Below are 19,106 nucleotides of genomic sequence, written 5' to 3'. Positions count from 1 at the left end.
GGTGATTGTGAAACATGGCAGCCATGGAGGGGTACTTGAATAGTGAAGTTTTAGATGATTTAAGCGGGAACCAAAAGAGATTGGCCTTTTAACTGCAACACAAATTTCGGGTAAAAAACACCGGCCTTTTTAGCCGGTGCTGTCGTTTCATTAACCTTGAAGGGATTCTTTAATCGCCGTTTCGAACTGGCTGATGATGTCATTCACATGTTCAATGCCGACCGAAATTCGGACGACTTGGCGGTTAATGCCAAGTGCGGCGCGCGCTTCCGGTGAAAGTGCGCGGTGGGATGTCACTTCCGGGTGGGAAACGGTTGTTTCCACGCCGGCGAGTGTTGGCGCAATTTTAATCCAGGAAAACGCCCGGAAAAATCCATTCATATCCGCCTTTTCGGAAAGCTCAATCGTAACGATCGCGCCGTACCCATCTTCCCCATACCCGAATGGATAATACACTCTCTTTACATCCGGATTTTCCTTTAACGCCAAAGCAAGCAGCCGGGCATTGGATGACTGGGCTTTCATGCGGAGCGCCAGCGTTTTTAAGCCACGGGTAGTTAGCCACGCTTCAAAGGGGCTCAGGTTGGCTCCAAGGTTGGTTATCTTCCCGCTCGCCTTGGCAATCAAGTCTTCCCTTCCGACTACGACGCCGGATGTCACATCGCTATGGCCGCCAATATACTTAGTGGCGCTATGTACAACGAGGTCGGCACCAAGCTCATACGGGCGGACATGCAGCGGTGTCGCGAACGTATTGTCGACAAGCGTGATTAGGCCTTTCTTTTTCGCAAAAGAAATAACCGACCCGAGCTCCTCGACGCGGAGAAGCGGATTCGTAATCGTTTCCGTGTAAATCAAGCGGGTGTTTTCCCTGACTTCCTTTTCAACATTGGAGAGGTCAGTAAATGAGACAAACGTTGTCTCAATGCCAAAATCCTTCAGTTCTTCCTTCAGCATATGGTAACTGCCGCCGTATACGTCGTCCGCCGCGATAATATGGCCGCCACTTTTAACAGCCGCGAGCACCCCGGCGAGGATAGCCGATAATCCCGATGAAGCCGCCACTCCGGCAGGAGCCCCCTCAAGCCTGGCAACCGCCGCGCCAAGCTCATCCGTATTCGGGTTTCCAACCCTCGAATACAGATAGCGCCCACTGCCCTCATAAAACCCTTCAAGCTCATCCAAATCCTTGAACGTAAAGGCAGACGTCTGGTAAATCGGTGTCACCTTGCTTGCAATTTCCCTGCCTATTTTGTCCCCATGCAATACTTTTGTTTCAAATTCCTTTGCCACTCAAGCCACCTTCTTCTGTTGGGTATCCTTAGTATGAGGGTGAGTATATCAGTCAGTGCATTAAGCGTCAACGGAATTGCTAATCCTTCGAAAAATCAGATAGCAGACCCCTGGCAAGTTATTGAGTTTATTTTCCCAAAACAGGGAACAATAAAGTGAAGCTTCCATCAGCGGTGGTTTTCTGCAGATGGTTAGGTTGAACCAAGCGAATCTTTAGGGACAGTTGCCCTAAGGAATGGATAAAGTGAATTGCAGATTGCATTATTCGGACTTATCAGATGAAGGAGGAATAACATGAGCGGACAAAGCAGGACGCCAAAGTATCCGAGAACGTATTGGCGAGAAATCGACCTTCCGAAGTTTAGCAGGCTTGAGGGGGACCTTTCTGTTGATGTCGCTATCGTCGGGGCGGGAATGACCGGCATCACAACGGCCTACCTGCTTTCTAAACAAGGCAAAAAGGTGGCGATTATCGAGGCCGGCAGTGTTCTGAACGGAACGACAGGGCATACGACCGCAAAAATCACGGCCCAACACGGTCTGCTATACGATGAGCTGATCAGCCATTTTGGCGAGGAAAACGCGAAGCTTTACTATGAATCCCATTCCGATGCGCTCGGTTTTATCAGAAGGATCATTAACGAAGAAAACATCGACTGCGACTTCAGCAGCCAGGATGCGGTCATTTACTCCGAAACCGATCAATACAAATCGAAAATCGAGACCGAGGCTGAAGCATATAAAAAGCTTGGCATTCCGCACGAATTGCGCGAGAGCATCCCGTTTAACATCAAAGTCAAAAATGCGCTCGCAATGAAACACCAGGCACAGTTCCACCCTCTGAAATATTTAAGGGCGCTTTTGAAAAAAGCCATTGATGCCGGCTGCAAAGTGTTTGAAAATACCACCGCGAAGGATATCACCCTTGAAGGCGGCACCGTTGTCCATACAAAGGATGGGCTGAAAATATCCTGCGGGCATGCCATTATCGCCTCGCACTGGCCATTTTTTGATAAAAGAGGTCTGTATTTCGCAAGGATGTACGCGTCCCGGTCTTATGCGATTGGTGTGAAGACGGACAAGGAATATCCCGGCGGCATGTACATAAGCGCGGATTCTCCTACCCGCTCAATCCGCTATACGCCTCATGATGGGGATAACCTGCTAATTATCGGCGGAGAGAACCACCGTACCGGGAAAAGTGAGAATACAGAGAAGCATTATCTTGCGCTCGCTAAATTCGCCGAGGATGTGTTGGGAAACGGGCACTATATGTACCGCTGGTCAGCGCAGGATTTGGATACGCTTGATAAACTGCCTTATATTGGGCCATTAAAGGATGATGAAGAAACCATCCTTGTTGCAACAGGCTATAAAAAGTGGGGAATGACGACGAGTACGCTCGCCGGGCACATTTTAACGGACTATGTCCTGAACCTTGAAAGCCCGTATAAAAAACTTTATCACCCATCCCGCTTCGAGCTCGACCCGGCGTTAAAAAAGGCGGTCAGCTTTAATGCGTCTGTAGCCGGCCATCTTGTAAAAGGAAAGTTGGAGTTTATTCCTAAGTTCCCTGGCGATCTGTCGGTTGGCCAAGGCGGCGTTGTTCTGGTCGATGGCAAACGTGCCGGCGGCTACAAGGACGAAACCGGGAAGCTGTATCTTGTTGATACGACGTGCACACATCTTGGATGCGAGTGCGAATGGAACAGCGCCGAAAAGACATGGGATTGCCCATGCCATGGCTCACGATTCGCCTATAACGGAGAAGTTGTCGAAGGCCCGGCAATCGAAGACCTTAAAAAGCTGGAAGGATGAAAAAATGAGGCAGAGGACATACCCTTTGCCTCATTTTTGTTAGGCACCCTTTATTTATGGAATGATCACCAAATTTCCCAGCCGGGACTATACCTTTTTACAAAAAGAACGGGTTAAATTCACTTACAATCTTGTTAATTAGCAGCCACCGACTTTTATTCACCCCATTTTTTAAAGAATTCGGACCATTTTTCCAATTATTCAACCCATTATTTCATGGATTCGCCTCTATCTAAATTTTCAAAATTGTTTATTTCCCGAATTACCCGTGTAAAAAAAACAGCTACCCCCTCTGGTGCAACTGTTCTCCCAAAACATTAAGGTTTCATATTCATCCAGCTTTCAAGATAATGGATGGCAAAAACATGGCTGCCATCAACCGCGGCAAGTTCGCCTTCCATATAAGCTTTTCCCTCTTCATGGAATGTGATGGAATTACCCTCCGAACTTGCGCCTGTTTCCACACCGACAATAAGCGTTTTCCCCGCATTTTGCGCCATGCGGATTTCGTTGCTGATAATTTCGGTGATTGCCGGCGCCGTGTCGCGGTAGGCCATGATGGTCGGGAAATCAACCGTTTGAATGGCCCAATTGGCGAGATTGCCTTTACCAATTTTATTGTTATAAGTATGCTCGTCAAACCAAAAAGGCATATCCGCACCCAGAGGCAAGCCAAGTTGGCCAGACTGCGCCTTCGCGTTTAAAAGAAGGGTTTGATAGGCAAGCACTGTGGCTTTGTAGTTGGACGTCCAGCCACTGTACAAATACGGCTCCAAATCGAGATGGATTCCAGAGAACTTCTCTTCCGGAGCGGCCCCTGCTTGATAACTAGCAACCCACCCCATAAACTGGTTCAAATACGCGCCGCCTTTCCCGGATACCCAGTCAGGAGCGCCATCAAGCGCATGAATCTTGATTCCTAAAGCTGAGGATTTGCTGATGAACCGCTTGTATGAATTCATGCTGATGTCCCGGTTGATTTGTAAAAAAACTTGGTTTGCGTTGTTTTCCTTAAGAAAAGCGAGCACCTCATCAGGCCGAGTTTCGATAAGGGATGTATCCCACAGCCAGGTTGCCCGCGGCACCCCCTCAGCCTTTACAATTTGATTTCCCATTGACCCCGCCGCCATACATAATAAAATTGCACACAACAAAGCTTTACGCATAGACTTCTTTCCTCTCCTTTTTGGAATTGTCCCAGACATCCAAAAAGAAGTCCGGCGGCGTGGCAGCCATTCGGTTTCCCGGGCAGGCCCATCGCTTTGCGTCCCTGTCTTTCGGCAGGTTTGCCTTTTTCTGTATGTAGTATAGCGCCTTTGTGCCCATTGGAGAATAGACCAATATAACCATAAACATAAAACAGCCACCCCCAATAGGAGTGGCTTCCAAAGTTCAATCGAGCATCAATCATCATTCGGCCGATTACGAATTAGCCTGTCCTGGCCGGTTGTAAACTTTACAAGCTCAGAACTTGTTTTGCCTACACTTTTATTGTTATTGATTTGCGCATTCCGGTTTCCCAACTTCTTTCTACCCATCCTAACCACATCTCCTTATTCAGGATATTGTTTAGTTTTGACTAAGGAAACTGGATTATTCTTATCGTAGAGTGGCAGTTTCTTCATTGTTTTAAGGGATGTTTTTTTAAAAAATCATAAATCAATGTGCAGCGTCTTTCTCGAGGTTAGGCAGTTTCCGGGCATGGGTTTCCTGCTCAAACGCATACGCAATTTGGATTAGCTCCGGCTCGCTCCAGGCCGTCCCTGCGAAACTAATGCCCACCGGCTCGCCGTCCTCCGTGAAGCCGACGGGCACGACAACCGTCGGGTAGCCCGCCCGCGCCGAAAGGTCCGCCCCTTCATCATGCGGGAAAACTATCGCATCAAGTTGATACTCATACAACACATAATCGATGCCGTTATCTTTCGCATGGTACTCATTGAATTCGAGCGAACGGATATAGGCTTCCTCATACAATCCGCCGCTTGTAGCCTCCGATCCGATGAGGACTTCCTGGCCATATTTGAGCATTTCCGCTTCATTTTCCTTGTTGAACCGAATCACATCCGCAAGCGTACGCACCTTCGCGTTTGGACCAAGGCTTTTCAGGTAGGCGTTCAACCCTGCCTTAAACTCGAACGTGAGCACCTCCCAATCCCATTGCTTTTTCGCGGAGGGAATCGTTATATCAATCACTTCCGCACCGAGTGATTTCAGCTTTTCAATCGCCTTGTCGACGACAGCGGCCCTTTTTTCACCGGCTTCGGCAAAATAATGTTCCCGGGCAACGCCGAGCCTTTTGCCGGAAAGCCCTTTTTCCAAATGGATTGTAAAGTCCATTCCGACGAGCCTGCTCGCCAATGTCGCCGGGTCTTCTCCATCCTCGCCTGCAAGCACGTTTAGCAAAATCGCCGCATCGGTAACGGTCCTTGCGATTGGGCCGGCCGTATCCTGGGTATGCGCAATCGGAATGATTCCCCTTCTGCTGACCAGGCCGACAGTCGGCTTTATTCCGACAAGCGAATTTTGCGCCGATGGATTGAGGATCGAACCAGAGGTTTCCGTCCCAACCGCAACCGCAGCAAAATTTGCCGCAATTGCCGCACCCGAACCCGCGCTCGAACCGCCAACGTCGAAGGTGCCTGGGCCGTATGGATTAAGTGTCTGGCCACCCCTTGAACTGTAGCCGCTCTTCATGCCGATTGCCATGAAATTGGCCCATTCCGTCATATTTGTTTTCCCAAGAATCACCGCACCCGCTTCACGCAGCCTGCGCGCGACTTCCGAATCAACCGGCGCATATGAATCGGCCAGCGCCTTCGAACCCGCGCTCGTATGCATACGGTCTCCCGTATCGATATTATCCTTTATCAGCACTGGAATCCCATGCAGCGGTCCGCGCGCTCCCGAAACCTCACGCTCAGCATCCAAAGCGGCCGCGATTTGCACCGCATCCGGGTTAATCTCAATCACCGACTTCAACTCCGGGCCTTTTCGGTCATACTTTGAAATCCGGTATAAATACATCAGCACAAGTTCCTTAGACGTAAGTTCCCCGGTCGCCATTTTTTCCTGCATATCGCCAATCGTCGCTTCTTCAAGCCATGTATCATGCAGTTCTTTCAACCTTGGATTTTGCATAAGAATCCCCCCTGCTCTCTTTGTACATACATTCGATAAAAGTTCCCGCGAATCCTTTTTATTAAAAGGTTGCTGATAAACCAAAAGAGCGCCCACCCCAACCGTGGACGCCCTGTTCCTATCTCTTTTTCGATCGTTCGATTTGCCTGATGTTCTCAACGGCAATGGTCCCTTTGTAAAAAATCCGCTTTTCCACCGGAACGTTCAGTTTTCGGCCATACGTCTTCAACTCGCGCTCCTCCCGTTCCGTTACGAGTGATATGACCGTCCCATTCGCGCCCATCCTACCTGTACGGCCGGAGCGGTGGATGTACTGGTCGATATCTCTCGGAAAATCAACATGGACGACATGGGTGACGCCAGGGATATCAAGCCCTCTCGCGGCAACATCGGTGGCGACGAGCATCTTAATTTTACCATCGCGGAAATCCTTGATCGCCTTTTGCCTGTCCATCTTTCCAAGCTCGCTATGCAAAAGGCCCACGGACAACTCCTTGAATTGAAGCTTCGCCGTAATAAACGGAATTTCGGTAATATCGTTGATGAACGCCAGCGCCTTAATCCCGTTCAGCCTCGCTATTTTTTCAAGCATGAGCATCTTCTCACGCGGCTCGCATGAGAAATATATATGCTCAACCAATCCCTGCTCAATCGCTTCATCCCTCGTGACCCTGATGATTTCCGCATTTTCTGTCAAATTCTTCGCAAGCTGCTCCGTCTCCGGCTTCATCGTCGCCGAAAACAGGACTACCTGGCGATCCTTCAGCGCCGAATTCACAATATCAAGCACCGGGCCGAAATGTTCACGCACCAAAAGCTGGTCGCCCTCATCCAGGACGATTGTTTTCACCTCATGCATCTTCAATTTTTTCTGCTTAATCAGCTCATTGACCCTGCCAGGTGTCCCGAAAGCGATATGCGGTTTCTTCTTCAGCTTCTCAAGCTGCCGTTTCACGTTTGCGCCGCCAATAAAAGTCGCCCCGCGGATGCCGCTCCCTTCCGACCATTTCTGGAATTCCTGGTACACCTGCATAATCAGCTCCTGGCTCGACGCAAGCACGACCGCCTGGAGCGCCAGGCTCGAACTATCGACCTTTTCAAGCACCGGCAACAAATACGCCAGCGTCTTCCCCGTCCCGGTTGGCGACTCCGCAATCACGTCGCGCCCCTCAAGAATCGCCGGAATCGCAGCCTCCTGGATCGACGTCGGCCGGCTGAACCCCGACTTCTCCCACACATCCTGTATAAATGGCTTAAATGTTTCACGTATCGTTAGCATAAACTGCTCCTTTTCACCTGTTGATTGTCCTTATTATAAGGAAGATTCCCTCATAAATCCATTTAAGGCCAAGGCCTTTTTGGGAAAAATCGGCCCATGCCATCGAGCCACCCGCCTCAAGCTGCACACACCATCGTTTTGCACCCTTCAAAACCCACTCCCAATAGCCAAATTTGTCATATTTCAAACGCTAAATATGAAACTATTGTGAACAATAGCCACAAAGCCCCTTGCGGTTTTCTATAGATGTTAAAATAGGAACATCACGATAAACAACATATCGGAGTTGAATACAATGTTAAAGAAAATTCTAGTTATTTTCGGACTCTTGTTCCTTTTTATATCCAACGAAGCAATTTCACCAACACTTACTGGTAAAAATCAGCCAATCACCTTGGCGGAGGCAGCCGGCGAGGAAGCGCAAAAGCCGGTCCAGGAAAAATCCACGGAACCCATATCCCCAATCAAGACATATATCCTCCCCGGAATAGCCGGAATCCTGATTATTGGGGGACTTGCCTCCTACTGGCTTGTGCTTAGGAAAAAAGTTGTTTGATGGTTTCAAAACCAGTCTGCATCGCGGCTGGTTTTTATTTTGCAAAAATTCCCCCTCACTTATCACTCCCGCTTAGTTGAGCCTGCTTTGATGACCGTCAATTGATTATGTCACTGAGTCGCGGGAATACCCGAAATGTTCGAATATCTTTCATTATTTAGTGATGATGGAAATGGCATATCAGTATTATAATGGTTTCATGTGAATGGAGGGATTTTTATCCTGCAGTCTTTTTTATCCAACCTGGGCATCCTTTTGCTGATGCATTTATGTATAAATACCACTTACCATTTAAGTGAAGAGAAGAAAATCCGCGCGGCCTGGTTGCCTGCAATACATATATTCATTGTGGCGTTAACAGTCATTTCAATGTTTCATTTCCCATTCATGAGCGGAGGCCATCGGGTCGATTTAAGGATGATCCCGATTATCCTTCTAGGCTTCTTCCATGGCTGGAAATATGTTTTGCCGGTTGTTGCCATCGCATCGCTATACCGCCTTGGGCTTGGCGGGCCGACCGCAATACAGGGAACTCTGTTTGGCATTCTCCTCCCGGCGGCATTTTCAATACTTGCCAAATCCATTGGCGTACGGAAACATCTCTATTTGTATCTATTTGGTGTTGTCCTTCTTTCCTGGGCAGCATCCGATCTTTTTTCGGCTAAAATCAGGCTCTTTTTGCCCATGCCTGCCGCATTCCTCCATCTTGGCGCGCTGCTCCTTGCATTCGCGGTAATGTATTTTTTCGTGGAAATGGGGAGGCGCCATCTTGCTTCGACAAGGACGCTCCAGTTTTTTGCTGACCGGGATCGGTTAACCGGCCTGTACAATATGCGAAAGTTCGAGGAAAAGCTTCGGGACAACAGCCGGGCCGGAAAGCCGATGTTCATTGCAATGATCGATATCGACAGATTCAAGGAAATCAACGATAAGTTCGGCCATCAGATTGGCGATTCTGCCATAGCAAAGATAGGGAAATACCTTCTGTCCCATTGCGGCCCGGATACAATCGTCGCCCGCTACGGAGGGGATGAGTTCATCTTGTGTATAGCAACGGATCGAATTTTAACCGTAAAGCAAAAGCTTGAGGAAATCAGAAAAGGCGCCAAAGAACAAACATGCCATCCGATTTATGGGGATTTACCTTTAAGGCTGTCACTCTCAATTGGGATGGCAGAACTCTCGAGTCCTGCCCAGTTGAATGAAGCGATAGAAGAAGCCGATAAGCAGCTGTACCTCGCAAAAAGGCTTGGAAGAGACCGAGTGTGCTAGCATCTTAACATTGGATACTACAATTAAAAACAATTGCCTGCCCGGGGAAACAGTGGGCAGGCATTTTTAATCTCTAGAATCACCTTCACAGCGGGAAACGGTCTTTGCTTGCCGCGAAGATGCTGATGCATTTAATGTTCGGCCACTCAGTGCCCGATATTGTAAACGTTCGGGATGAGGATCTTGAATTCCTCGTACGAGATGATTGTATTCCAGTGGCCGGTCACTTTTGCAATCACCACCACGAGAAAGAAGGCGGCGAAGAATACCGCGGGGATTACCCATTTATTGACCCTTTTACCGGCGACAGTCATGTTTAGGGTGTCTTTTACGGGACAGACCTCAACGCATGACATGCAAGCAGAGCAGTCCGGGGTCCTGACGGCTTTTACCTTGGAAACGGCAATCCGCTGTGGGCACACCCTCGTGCAGGCGTTGCAATCAATGCATGACTCTTCATTGCGCCTGATTTTCGTTATCCCGAAAACCGAACCGAGGCCGATCATCGCGCCATACGGGCAAAGGAAGCGGCACCAGAAGTTTTTTACAAAAAGGGACAGGACCAATAGAACCAGGATGACCTTCAGCCCAAGGCCGCCCATGTGCATGAAGAACAGCATCATTTTCACATCGGAAATTTTGTTGTAAGCTCCCGCCATGAAATCGATCGCATAGAATACCGGCATATCAATGACAATGAATTTTATAAAGAAAAAAAGGATTAAATATTTGAGCGGCTTCAATAACCATCCGAGCCATGTTGGAACTTCGAAATTCCGCTTGAACAGCTTTTTTCCGAGCCTGCCAATCCATTCGCTTAACGTTCCAATTGGACACATCCAACCACAGAACGCCTTTCGAAAAATAAAACCAGAGGCGACGAAAAAGGCGAACAGCGCAAGCCCCGCGGGATGAATTGGGTCAAATATCCCCGTTGTAACCCAAACCTTCAATGCTACGAGTGCGCTGATTGGCAGAAATCCCTCAACAGCGGAGGGCCTCGGCACAAATGGCTCCGCCCCCATGGTATTGAAATGCTCATAAAATTGATAAAAACGGAAACCAACGAACAAAAGGAACAGCGCAAATACAATTTGCACCGCCATTCTCGTATACTGAACCGGATGCCGCTTCATTCTTTTGTAAAACCGGGTGAAAGCAGCCATTACACTCCCTCCATTTCATTCCTATACATCCACTATAGAAAATCAGCCATGAAGAGTATGTGATTTACATAACACACCAAACAATGTCGGAAAACTGTCACATAGTGTTTGGCAGGCGTTTTGGATGGCCCGCACCTAAGAATTTTTTGGTGAAACCGAAGCTTTCCTTATTAAATAGCTGGTTTTATGGAAAAATAGCAGTATTTATGATATATATACAAGTATCATTTATCGCGCTTTTGAAAGAGGTAGAAAACTGTGGACAATACGTCTAATTTTATCCGCGACATCATTATCAAGGATTTGGAATCGGGAAAACACAAAAAAATCGCCACCCGCTTCCCTCCTGAGCCAAACGGCTACTTACATATCGGCCACGCAAAGTCGATCGTCCTGAACTTCGGGCTTGCCGATGAATTTGAAGGAACGACAAATCTTCGCTTCGATGATACAAACCCTTTGAAGGAAGACATCGAATACGTCAATTCCATCAAGGAAGATGTAAAATGGCTCGGATTTCAATGGGAAAACCTTCACTTCGCATCGGATTACTTCGAGGAAATGTACAACAGGGCGGTTCTTTTAATAAAAAAAGGGCTTGCCTACGTTGATGACCTTTCCGCAGATGAAATTCGCCAATACAGGGGAACTCTGACGGAACCCGGGAAAAACAGCCCGTATAGGGACCGGTCCATTGAAGAAAACCTGAACCTGTTTGAACGGATGCGGGCAGGAGAATTCGGGAACGGCGAAAAGGTCCTTCGTGCAAAAATTGATATGGCATCGCCAAACATCAACCTCCGGGACCCGGTCATCTACCGGATTGCCCACGCGGAACATCACAATACCGGCGATAAGTGGTGCATCTATCCGATGTACGCGTTCGCCCACCCGCTCGAGGATGCGATTGAGGGGATTACCCACTCCATTTGTACGGTTGAGTTCGAAGACCAGCGTCCGTTTTACAATTGGGTAGTCGAGCAATGTGAGATGGAGGCTACCCCACAACAAATCGAGTTTGGTCGCCTGAACATCACCAATACAGTCATGAGCAAGCGGAAGCTGAAGCAGCTTGTGGACGAAGGCTTTGTTGACGGCTGGGATGACCCTAGGATGCCGACGATTTCCGGCATGCGCCGCCGAGGTTACACGCCTGAAGCCATCCGCGCGTTTGTCCGTGAAACAGGTGTTTCCAAGAGCTCAGGCGTTGTGGATGAGCAAATGCTCGAGCATTTTGTCCGCGAAGATTTGAAGCTGAAAGCGCCCCGGACGATGGGCGTGTTGAACCCGCTTAAGGTGGTCATCACGAATTATCCTGAAGGCGAAGTGGAAATGCTTGACGCAGAAATCAACCCTGAAAACCCGGACATGGGAATCCGGCAAATCCCGTTTTCACGCGAAATCTACATCGAGCAGGACGATTTCATGGAAAACCCGCCGCCCAAATACTTCCGCCTCTTCCCTGGCAATGAGGTCCGCCTAAAGCACGCGTACTTCATTAAATGCGAGGAAGCCATCAAGGATGAAAACGGAAATGTGATTGAACTGCGGTGCACATACGATCCGGAAACGAAGAGCGGTACAGGGTTCACCGGCCGGAAAGTAAAGGGGACAATCCACTGGGTGGAAGCGACCCATGCCGTTCCTGCTGAGTTCCGCCTGTACGAGCCGCTCATCCTGGATGATAACGGTGAGGAAGACGGCGAAGACGATGCAAAAACCTTCCTTGACAAGGTGAACCCGAACTCGCTTGAAGTGCTGCAGGGCTTTGTCGAACCGAACATGAAAGACGTAAAGCCGCAGGATAAATTCCAGTTCTTCCGCCACGGCTATTTCAATGTTGATCCAAAGTACACTTCACCGGAAAAACCGGTATTTAACCGGATTGTTTCGCTGAAGAGTTCGTTTAAGTTATAGGAAAACATTCCCCTTTCCGCATTTAGGTATAAGCGGAGAAGGGGATTTTTTTATTGGCCAGCTAAACCGAGTGAACAATGATGGGCCAACACCTTCTTGAAAAACAAAAACCCCCTCTAAACGGTTGCCCGCATAGAAGGGGTTTGCAAAATCCATTATTCATACCTCAGCGATTCAATCGGGTCGAGCTTGGATGCCTTGTTGGCAGGCAATATGCCGAAAATGATACCAATGACCATCGAGAAAAGAACCCCGATGACAACGACCTGCCAGGATACGAGGGACGGCCATCCGGCAAAAATGCTGACCAATGTCGCGATTCCCCATCCAAGTCCGATGCCAAGAATCCCGCCGATTAAGGTCAGGGTGACGGATTCAATCAGGAACTGGGTCAGGACCTGATTCCTTGTCGCCCCGAGCGCCATCCGAATGCCAATTTCCCGCGTCCGTTCAGTGACGGAAACAAGCATTATGTTCATTACGCCGATACCGCCAACAAACAGCGATATGCCGGCGATGCTGCCAATGATCAGGGTCATGATTTTCGTAACCTGCCCAACGCCAGCGGCGATTTCCTCCATATTGATTACCTGATACGATTTTTCAGTATTATGGAGTGTATTCAATGTCTTCGCGGCCTTTTTCCCCGCTGCCTGGATTTTATCCGGATGTGCCGCCTGGAGCGTTATTTGCGTATAGTCGGATTTCCCGTAAATCGTTCGCCACGTTTGGAAGGGAAGGTAAACTTCCATCGATCCGAAAGCAAACAGGCCTTGGGGCTTTTCCAGTACTCCGATGATTTCTACCGGATGATTGGCGACAAGGATGACTTTTCCAACTGGTGACTTCCCTTTGAAAAGCTCTTCCTGCAGCTTTTGGCTGGCCAATGCCACCCTTCTGCCACCAAGGAAGTCGGAGGCGGAAAATGTTCTTCCACTTTTCACCTTAAGCTCATGGAGGCTAATATAATCCTTCGTAATCCCGGTTGCCGAGACATCAACAACCTTATCCTGCAGGCGCGCCGAGGAAAATTGCGAGCTAGATGCGACCACCCGTTTTATCTCGGGAATCCTTTCAAGCGCCCGGATATCCTCCTGGGTAAAAGGCGCCCTGTTGAACACGTTCGGGTTGGCGCGAATTTCTTCATCGGAAGGCTGGTAAAACACTTCAATCGTATTTCCAGGGCCGGTTATCTGGGTTTTCAGCATCGCCTCGCCCCCCTGGCCAATTGCGACGACAATGATGATCGCGCCAACGCCTATTACGATTCCGAGCATGGTTAAAATCGACCGCATCTTATGGGCTTTTAGCGAGCCAAGCGCCATTTTAAAGTTTTCCATCAAGCTCATCGGCCCACCCCCCGATCGTCTTCAAATGAAGAGTTTCGAATCGGAATGGAACGATCATTATTACCCGCTTCATGGTAAAATTCAGCAGGGTCTCCCGTTGCAGTCCTTCCCGGGCTTGCAGGCTCTGGCAGATTCCCCTGCAAGCCGGCAGAGACAATTTCCCCGTCTCGGACAAGAATCGTCCTGTTTGCATATTCGGCAATTTCGGGTTCATGCGTTACAACAACAACTGTTACGCCCTCATCATTCAATTTCCGGAACTGTTCCATAATCGTCCTGCTTGTTTTTGTATCAAGCGCGCCAGTCGGTTCATCGGCAAGGATGAGTGATGGCCTGTTCACAATCGCCCTTGCAATGGCGACGCGCTGCTTTTGCCCTCCTGAAAGGGCGTTTGGCAGATGGCCCATCCGGTCTCCCAAACCCATTTTAACAAGCGCTTCTTCGGCGCGCTCCTCTCGCTCGGCTTTGGCGACACCGGCGTAAATCATCGGCAACTCGACATTCCTTAACGCGGTAAGCCTTGGCAGCAGGTGGAATTGCTGAAAGACGAACCCAATAGAAGCATTTCTGACCCTGGCCAGTTCAGCTTCCTTGTATCCGGAAACATCCTCTCCATCGAGGAAGTAAGACCCTTCGGATGCCTTATCGAGACAACCAATGATGTTCATCAGCGTCGATTTCCCAGACCCGGAAGGCCCCATGATGGCGACAAATTCCCCATCTTCAATCGTGACCGACACATTTTTCAGGACATCGATTTTTTCTGTTCCCACGGTGTAAGTCTTTGTAATCGATTTGAGTTCTATCATTTTACGGTCACTTCCATGCCGTCCTCCAGTTTTTCAGGCGGTACGGCAACCACTTTATCATCGACCTTGATTCCTTCAAGGATTTCGACTTTTGAACCGGACATGATCCCTGTTTTTACCTTTCGTTTGTGGGCTACCTCATTTTCGACGACAAAGACATATTGGGAATCCCCTTCATCCACAAGAGCAGTGTCAGGAAGGACGATGGCTGTCTTTTGTTCCGTTTCGATTTCCATAATTACCTGGAAGCCTGGTTTCAAGATAGGGTTCTGCCCGGAAAGCTTCACGATGACTGGATATTGGACTGCCTGGCTTCCGGCCATGGCCCCCTGGGATTCCGGAAGGGTGCCTACCTTTATTACCTCGCCCGGCCATGACTGGTCAGGTACAGCGTCAGACCGGAGGGTTACTTTTTGCCCCGTGCTCACCTTTAACGTATCATATTCGGATAATAGGCCCTTTGCGACAAGCCCTTCCATTTTGCCTATCAAAACAATCGGGCTTCCGGCGGAAGTTCCCTGCAGTGAGACATCCTCATTCACCAAAAGGACGGTTCCATCAATCGTACTTTTAATCTCCAACTCTGCGGTTCTATTTTCAATGCTTTCCTTTTGCAATTCCGCCTGCCTCCGCTCAAGCTCCGCAACCTTCAGTTCCATTTCAAGCTGGGAGATTTGAGCGGCAATTTGCGCAGAAGCGGCGGGGTCCGGAACGGGTGCACCCGCCAATGTTTGCTCCTGGTCTTTCAAGTTGCTAATTTGCTCTTCAAGCTGGTCAATCTTCATTTCGTTTGATTCAAGGGATAGTGCATTTTGTTCCTCCTCCAGCTGTAGCTGTGGATTCTCAAAACGTGCGATGGCGGTTCCTTTTGCAATGGATTGCCCTTCCTCGACGAGAATTTCCTTCAACACTCCCCGTTCAGGAGACAGATACACGGCCTGTTCCTCCTCGAGCGCAACAGTGCCTGGGACCATCAGGAAAGCGGAAATGCTATCTTCCTTTGAATCAACTAGTTTCACAGAAGGCCCTTTAGCATAGACTTCTCGGTAAACGCTGACGCTGATCATCGATAGCAGCAGGACGGCGATTGTGGAGCCGATTAACAGTTTCTTTTTCTTGTTCATCAAAGTTTAGGCGCTCCTTGCATTAGAGTTCCAATTGCAGCCAGCCCAATTCCAACAAGGAAAAAGACGATGGCAACCGCCCACGCAAGTCCTTTTGGGAAGCGCGCCGTTTTGTAGAGCCCGATTGCAGTCAGCACCATTCCCCAAATTGCGAATAACTCAATTGCGCCAAGGACTCCGGAACTGCCTTTTCCAAGCAATCCACCGAGGCTTGTGACATGGGTTTCCGCATCCGCACCTATCAGATACCCAACAGCCATATTAAGCAGGTGGCCGACAGCGGCGACAAAGCTTATGTATGTGTTCATCGAAAACAACTGCCTGAATGTAGCCGGTGCATTTGCAATCTTCCCGACAGCTAACATAATAGCACTTGAAATCAGTGCGCCGATCGCCGGAAAGATGACTCCGGTTGCAACCATCGCAATCCGGGTAATGCCAAGAATCATATCGGCATTTTCTTCCGGCACTCCTTGCTTGATGAGCATCCCGGCATCCATCATCATAGCCATAATTCCCATTCCAATTGCATTGACGACCGCTACAATCAGGAGCGGCACCCAGATTTTCGGATTTGTCCTAATCCTTTCAAACTGCTCTCCCGGACTCGTAAAAATGCCAAATAGTGATGGCGGCCGGTTCGTCGTACTCGTTTCGATTTGAGTTTCCATTGTTGTTCCTCCTCTTTTCCTCTTATGGAAAACTTACCATATATGGGTATTAGTATAAATAGATATGGGGCATTTTCCTGAATTTCAATAATATGTTAACGTCTAGATAGCAAAATAGTTTCAACATTCTTTTTTACAATTTAGTGACCGAAGGAACGGCTACCGACTTCTATACGGGCGGTGTGATCTCCTTTGCCATAAAACAGCTTCCACGGAAAAAAGCGCTGATTAAAAAGGGTACAGCTTGAAATTTAACCCCTGAAAAAAGCCCGGGGCCGAATACATCGCCACCGGGCTGTCTTACCTAACTATCAGCTAGAGAAAATTGTCTCCCTGATGGAATTAGCTTTTATGACTTCTGCTTTTCAAGCAATTCAATGATATGGTCGAGTTTTTTTGCGATTTCAACGTTTGAATGGGTCCGCTCCTTTTGATTCCGCAGCAATCTGCTTATAAACAACCCCAGGGACACAAAAAATAACAGCATTAAAACAAGAGGCAGCAATTGAGAAATGATATCCCCCATCTTTATTCCCTCCCTTTTTACTATTTAACGTCTGGGAAGCTTTTTAGTTTCATCGTTTGGAAAAAAAATCCTTTCTGCTTTTCTCATGTTGGAAACTACTCTCCAAGCCTTTCCCCAGTAATCATTTCGTACAACGCACCCGAGGCTTCCTTTGTCAATTTTGTATATTTGTTTTCACCATAAATGATGATTTCGAGACGGTCGCTTCCTGGTGCCAGCCAGATGAAATAACGATCGTTCAGCTTAAAATCAGGAGGATGGGCCATTTGCATTTTTGCATCCTCCCAATCAGCAGCCTGCAAAATTTCAGCAGCCTTGTCAATTATCGCCTCATTCGCGATTTCCTCTATGTCTCCGTTCCCGGTTTCAACAACCAATTTCCCCCTGAATTGTGACGTACTCTCAGTAACGTCCCTATCCTCGGTGACTTTCGCATCATTCTTTTGTCCAGACAATTTCGACGACTCACTGGAATTTGACTCTGGGCCCATCGAGAACCCGAGGAACAGCATCAGGCTAAGCGCTGCCGCACCTACCATCCCCATTGCCGCCTTTTTCAAAACCGAACCCAATCTTTCCTTTCGGTCGAGTGCCTCGGCTTCAAGCATCAGGTTTTGATGGATATCATCAAAGGATTTAGGATTCAACTTTTTAGAAGGAAGGCTATTCAATTGTAATTCCAATTCACGAAATTCGTCCTGGCTGTTCATTGAGGCCACCTCCTTTTTCCTTCCTGAGCGCTTTTAAGGCACGATAATAATTCGTCCTGACCATATCCTCAGTCCAATCAAGGACTGCGGCTGTTTCGGCCACGCTTAACTCCTTAATTCCGCGAAGGATTACGACATCACGGTAGTTTTGTTTCAAACCGCGGATTGCCGCCAACAGTTCCTCCGCCTGCTCATTCCCCTCAAAAATCGTCTCCGGAGTTACACTGTCAACACCTTCATTGGCTTTATCAAACCGCGCTATTTTATCCCATATCCTGTTTTTCTTTTTCCGCGCTTCATCAATCGCGAGGTTTCGGGCAATCGCAAACAGCCACGTCTTCGGACTCGAATTGTAATTAAACCGCTCCAGCCCCTTCAGCGCCTTGATGAACGTCTCCTGGACAAGGTCCTCTACATCGCGCTTACCAGTATAGTAAATCAGAAAATTGTATACATCATGGCTATACTGCCGGAACCACTCTGAAATGACCTCTTTCCTCGACATCAGCTTTCCTCCGCTTTCCCCTTAAATAGTAGACGGAACCATGCGCCATTTGTGGCACATTAAGAATAAAATGCCTGGCGTACCATCCTGCCAGGCATAACATCAATACTATTAGTTTACCAGAAATAATTGGCAGTACCACCAACCTATCCAAAAATTACAAATGAAGGTATCTGCCCTCTCATTCTTTTAAAAGTAATAATAATACGACTCGGTATAAGACCTGACACTGCATCCATTCCGTTCAAACACTTTCTGCATCGCCACATTAGCCATATGCGTACTGCCTACATAATAGTCCGCTCCAATATCCTTTAGCATTGAAAGGGCCTGTTTATGTAAAAACGAACCAAGTCCCCGTCCCCTTGCCTCAGGAAGGATTCCGAAATAGAAAAGCCTTCCCTCACCCGGCATTCCGGGTTCGATATGGGGAATGCCCACACCAGCCGCTTTCCCGTCTATATAAAAGACACGGCATGCACCCCTCCATTCTGATCCGAGCTCCGCCCTTACTGAAGCAAGCTGCTGGTCCATCGTCAAAGTGGAGGCCTGATTCGCGGAATAAAGCATCGCTTGCTCCCAGTAATGTTTGAATTCCTCCTCATTTAGTTTTGGGCATTCAAGAGACCGCCACATTACTTTCTCATCAGGTTCCTTATAGTTTTTTAAATCCTTGTATACATCCACTTTTGAGGAGAAATGTTCAAATCCTTTTTCAAGTAGAAGATTACCCAACATCTCTACGGCTGGGTTTCCTTTATGCAATGTGACCCCAGTGCGTTCCACTCCAAGTTTACTGGAAATATCAAGGAGTGCTAAGATTTTTTCTTCCCAATCAAGGACTACTCCCGGCTCCTTTTGTTCAAGGATAATCGAAATTGGTAGTCCTTCTAAAATTGTAAACTCACGTCCGAACAAATGGCGGATCTGGTTCATTCGTTCCATCAATAATTTCTCTTTATCTTCCACC

The 19,106-nt window shown here is 48.3% G+C and carries 18 protein-coding genes, 1 pseudogene and 1 riboswitch; of the genes and pseudogenes, 4 read left to right on the top strand and 15 right to left on the bottom strand.

Annotation, left to right across the window (positions count from 1 at the left end):
- Positions 1-150: 150 nt before the first annotated feature.
- The gene (locus RB160_RS09935) at positions 151-1,293 is read right to left on the bottom strand and encodes a trans-sulfuration enzyme family protein (RefSeq protein ID WP_316570096.1); all 1,143 of its coding nucleotides are present in this window, start codon (positions 1,291-1,293) and stop codon (positions 151-153) included.
- Between the two features lie 294 nt (positions 1,294-1,587).
- Here RB160_RS09935 and RB160_RS09930 point away from each other — a divergent pair, with 294 nt between their 5' ends.
- Entirely contained in the window at positions 1,588-3,111 is a 1,524-nt protein-coding gene (locus RB160_RS09930; protein ID WP_316570095.1) for an FAD-dependent oxidoreductase, read from the top strand.
- A 317-nt stretch (positions 3,112-3,428) separates the two neighbouring features.
- Here RB160_RS09930 and RB160_RS09925 read toward each other — a convergent pair whose 3' ends face one another.
- The 5 genes from RB160_RS09925 to RB160_RS09905 form a co-directional block, all read right to left on the bottom strand.
- The gene (locus RB160_RS09925) at positions 3,429-4,226 is read right to left on the bottom strand and encodes an amidase (RefSeq protein ID WP_316570094.1); all 798 of its coding nucleotides are present in this window, start codon (positions 4,224-4,226) and stop codon (positions 3,429-3,431) included.
- 101 nt (positions 4,227-4,327) lie between these two features.
- A riboswitch (cyclic di-GMP riboswitch) is annotated at positions 4,328-4,412 on the bottom strand.
- Positions 4,413-4,514: 102 nt separating this feature from the next.
- Complete coding sequence (locus RB160_RS09920) at positions 4,515-4,649, bottom strand: hypothetical protein (RefSeq protein WP_269432215.1); 135 nt, start codon at positions 4,647-4,649, stop codon at positions 4,515-4,517.
- Positions 4,650-4,770: 121 nt separating this feature from the next.
- Complete coding sequence (locus tag RB160_RS09915; protein WP_316570093.1) at positions 4,771-6,252, bottom strand: amidase; 1,482 nt, start codon at positions 6,250-6,252, stop codon at positions 4,771-4,773.
- 118 nt (positions 6,253-6,370) lie between these two features.
- Positions 6,371-7,531, bottom strand: coding sequence for a DEAD/DEAH box helicase (locus RB160_RS09910; RefSeq protein ID WP_316570092.1), 1,161 nt, complete (start codon positions 7,529-7,531; stop codon positions 6,371-6,373).
- A gap of 13 nt (positions 7,532-7,544) precedes the next feature.
- A complete protein-coding gene (locus RB160_RS09905; protein WP_316570091.1) occupies positions 7,545-7,682 on the bottom strand; it encodes a hypothetical protein in 138 nt (45 codons plus the stop codon).
- Between the two features lie 144 nt (positions 7,683-7,826).
- Between RB160_RS09905 and RB160_RS09900 the strand changes: the two genes are divergently transcribed.
- The gene (locus RB160_RS09900) at positions 7,827-8,087 is read left to right on the top strand and encodes a hypothetical protein (RefSeq protein WP_316570090.1); all 261 of its coding nucleotides are present in this window, start codon (positions 7,827-7,829) and stop codon (positions 8,085-8,087) included.
- 201 nt (positions 8,088-8,288) lie between these two features.
- Entirely contained in the window at positions 8,289-9,359 is a 1,071-nt protein-coding gene (locus RB160_RS09895; RefSeq protein ID WP_316570089.1) for a diguanylate cyclase, read from the top strand.
- Positions 9,360-9,505: 146 nt separating this feature from the next.
- Here RB160_RS09895 and RB160_RS09890 read toward each other — a convergent pair whose 3' ends face one another.
- The gene (locus RB160_RS09890; RefSeq protein ID WP_316570088.1) at positions 9,506-10,525 is read right to left on the bottom strand and encodes a 4Fe-4S binding protein; all 1,020 of its coding nucleotides are present in this window, start codon (positions 10,523-10,525) and stop codon (positions 9,506-9,508) included.
- 258 nt (positions 10,526-10,783) lie between these two features.
- Between RB160_RS09890 and RB160_RS09885 the strand changes: the two genes are divergently transcribed.
- Complete coding sequence (locus RB160_RS09885) at positions 10,784-12,442, top strand: glutamine--tRNA ligase/YqeY domain fusion protein (RefSeq protein ID WP_316570087.1); 1,659 nt, start codon at positions 10,784-10,786, stop codon at positions 12,440-12,442.
- A gap of 155 nt (positions 12,443-12,597) precedes the next feature.
- Here RB160_RS09885 and RB160_RS09880 read toward each other — a convergent pair whose 3' ends face one another.
- The 8 genes and pseudogenes from RB160_RS09880 to RB160_RS09845 form a co-directional block, all read right to left on the bottom strand.
- Positions 12,598-13,791 (bottom strand): ABC transporter permease, encoded by a 1,194-nt coding sequence (locus RB160_RS09880; RefSeq protein ID WP_316570086.1) that lies wholly within the window; start codon positions 13,789-13,791, stop codon positions 12,598-12,600.
- Between the two features lie 149 nt (positions 13,792-13,940).
- Positions 13,941-14,600, bottom strand: a pseudogene (locus RB160_RS09875) (ABC transporter ATP-binding protein); the annotation flags it as partial.
- Positions 14,597-15,724: an efflux RND transporter periplasmic adaptor subunit gene (locus tag RB160_RS09870; protein ID WP_316570388.1), complete on the bottom strand. Its 1,128-nt coding sequence runs from the start codon at positions 15,722-15,724 to the stop codon at positions 14,597-14,599. The gene RB160_RS09870 and the pseudogene RB160_RS09875, both read right to left, overlap by 4 nt.
- Positions 15,724-16,395, bottom strand: a complete 672-nt coding sequence (yknW, locus tag RB160_RS09865) for a YknW family membrane protein (protein ID WP_316570085.1) — start codon at positions 16,393-16,395, stop codon at positions 15,724-15,726. The genes RB160_RS09870 and yknW overlap by 1 nt, the downstream gene beginning before the upstream one ends.
- Positions 16,396-16,744: 349 nt before the next feature.
- Positions 16,745-16,921: a DUF4083 family protein gene (locus tag RB160_RS09860; protein ID WP_316570084.1), complete on the bottom strand. Its 177-nt coding sequence runs from the start codon at positions 16,919-16,921 to the stop codon at positions 16,745-16,747.
- A 95-nt stretch (positions 16,922-17,016) separates the two neighbouring features.
- Complete coding sequence (locus RB160_RS09855) at positions 17,017-17,631, bottom strand: hypothetical protein (protein WP_316570083.1); 615 nt, start codon at positions 17,629-17,631, stop codon at positions 17,017-17,019.
- Positions 17,606-18,136 (bottom strand): RNA polymerase sigma factor, encoded by a 531-nt coding sequence (locus RB160_RS09850; RefSeq protein WP_316570082.1) that lies wholly within the window; start codon positions 18,134-18,136, stop codon positions 17,606-17,608. Before RB160_RS09850 ends, RB160_RS09855 begins: the two co-directional genes overlap by 26 nt.
- A 189-nt stretch (positions 18,137-18,325) precedes the next feature.
- Positions 18,326-19,105, bottom strand: coding sequence for a GNAT family N-acetyltransferase (locus RB160_RS09845; protein ID WP_316570081.1), 780 nt, complete (start codon positions 19,103-19,105; stop codon positions 18,326-18,328).
- Position 19,106: the final 1 nt, after the last annotated feature.

This window comes from Neobacillus sp. YIM B06451 (assembly GCF_032667185.1).
In the GTDB taxonomy this organism is placed as follows: domain Bacteria; phylum Bacillota; class Bacilli; order Bacillales; family Cytobacillaceae; genus Bacillus_D.
The sequence above is the reverse complement of the archived record's forward strand: the minus strand, read 5'-3'. Positions and strand labels throughout refer to the sequence as shown.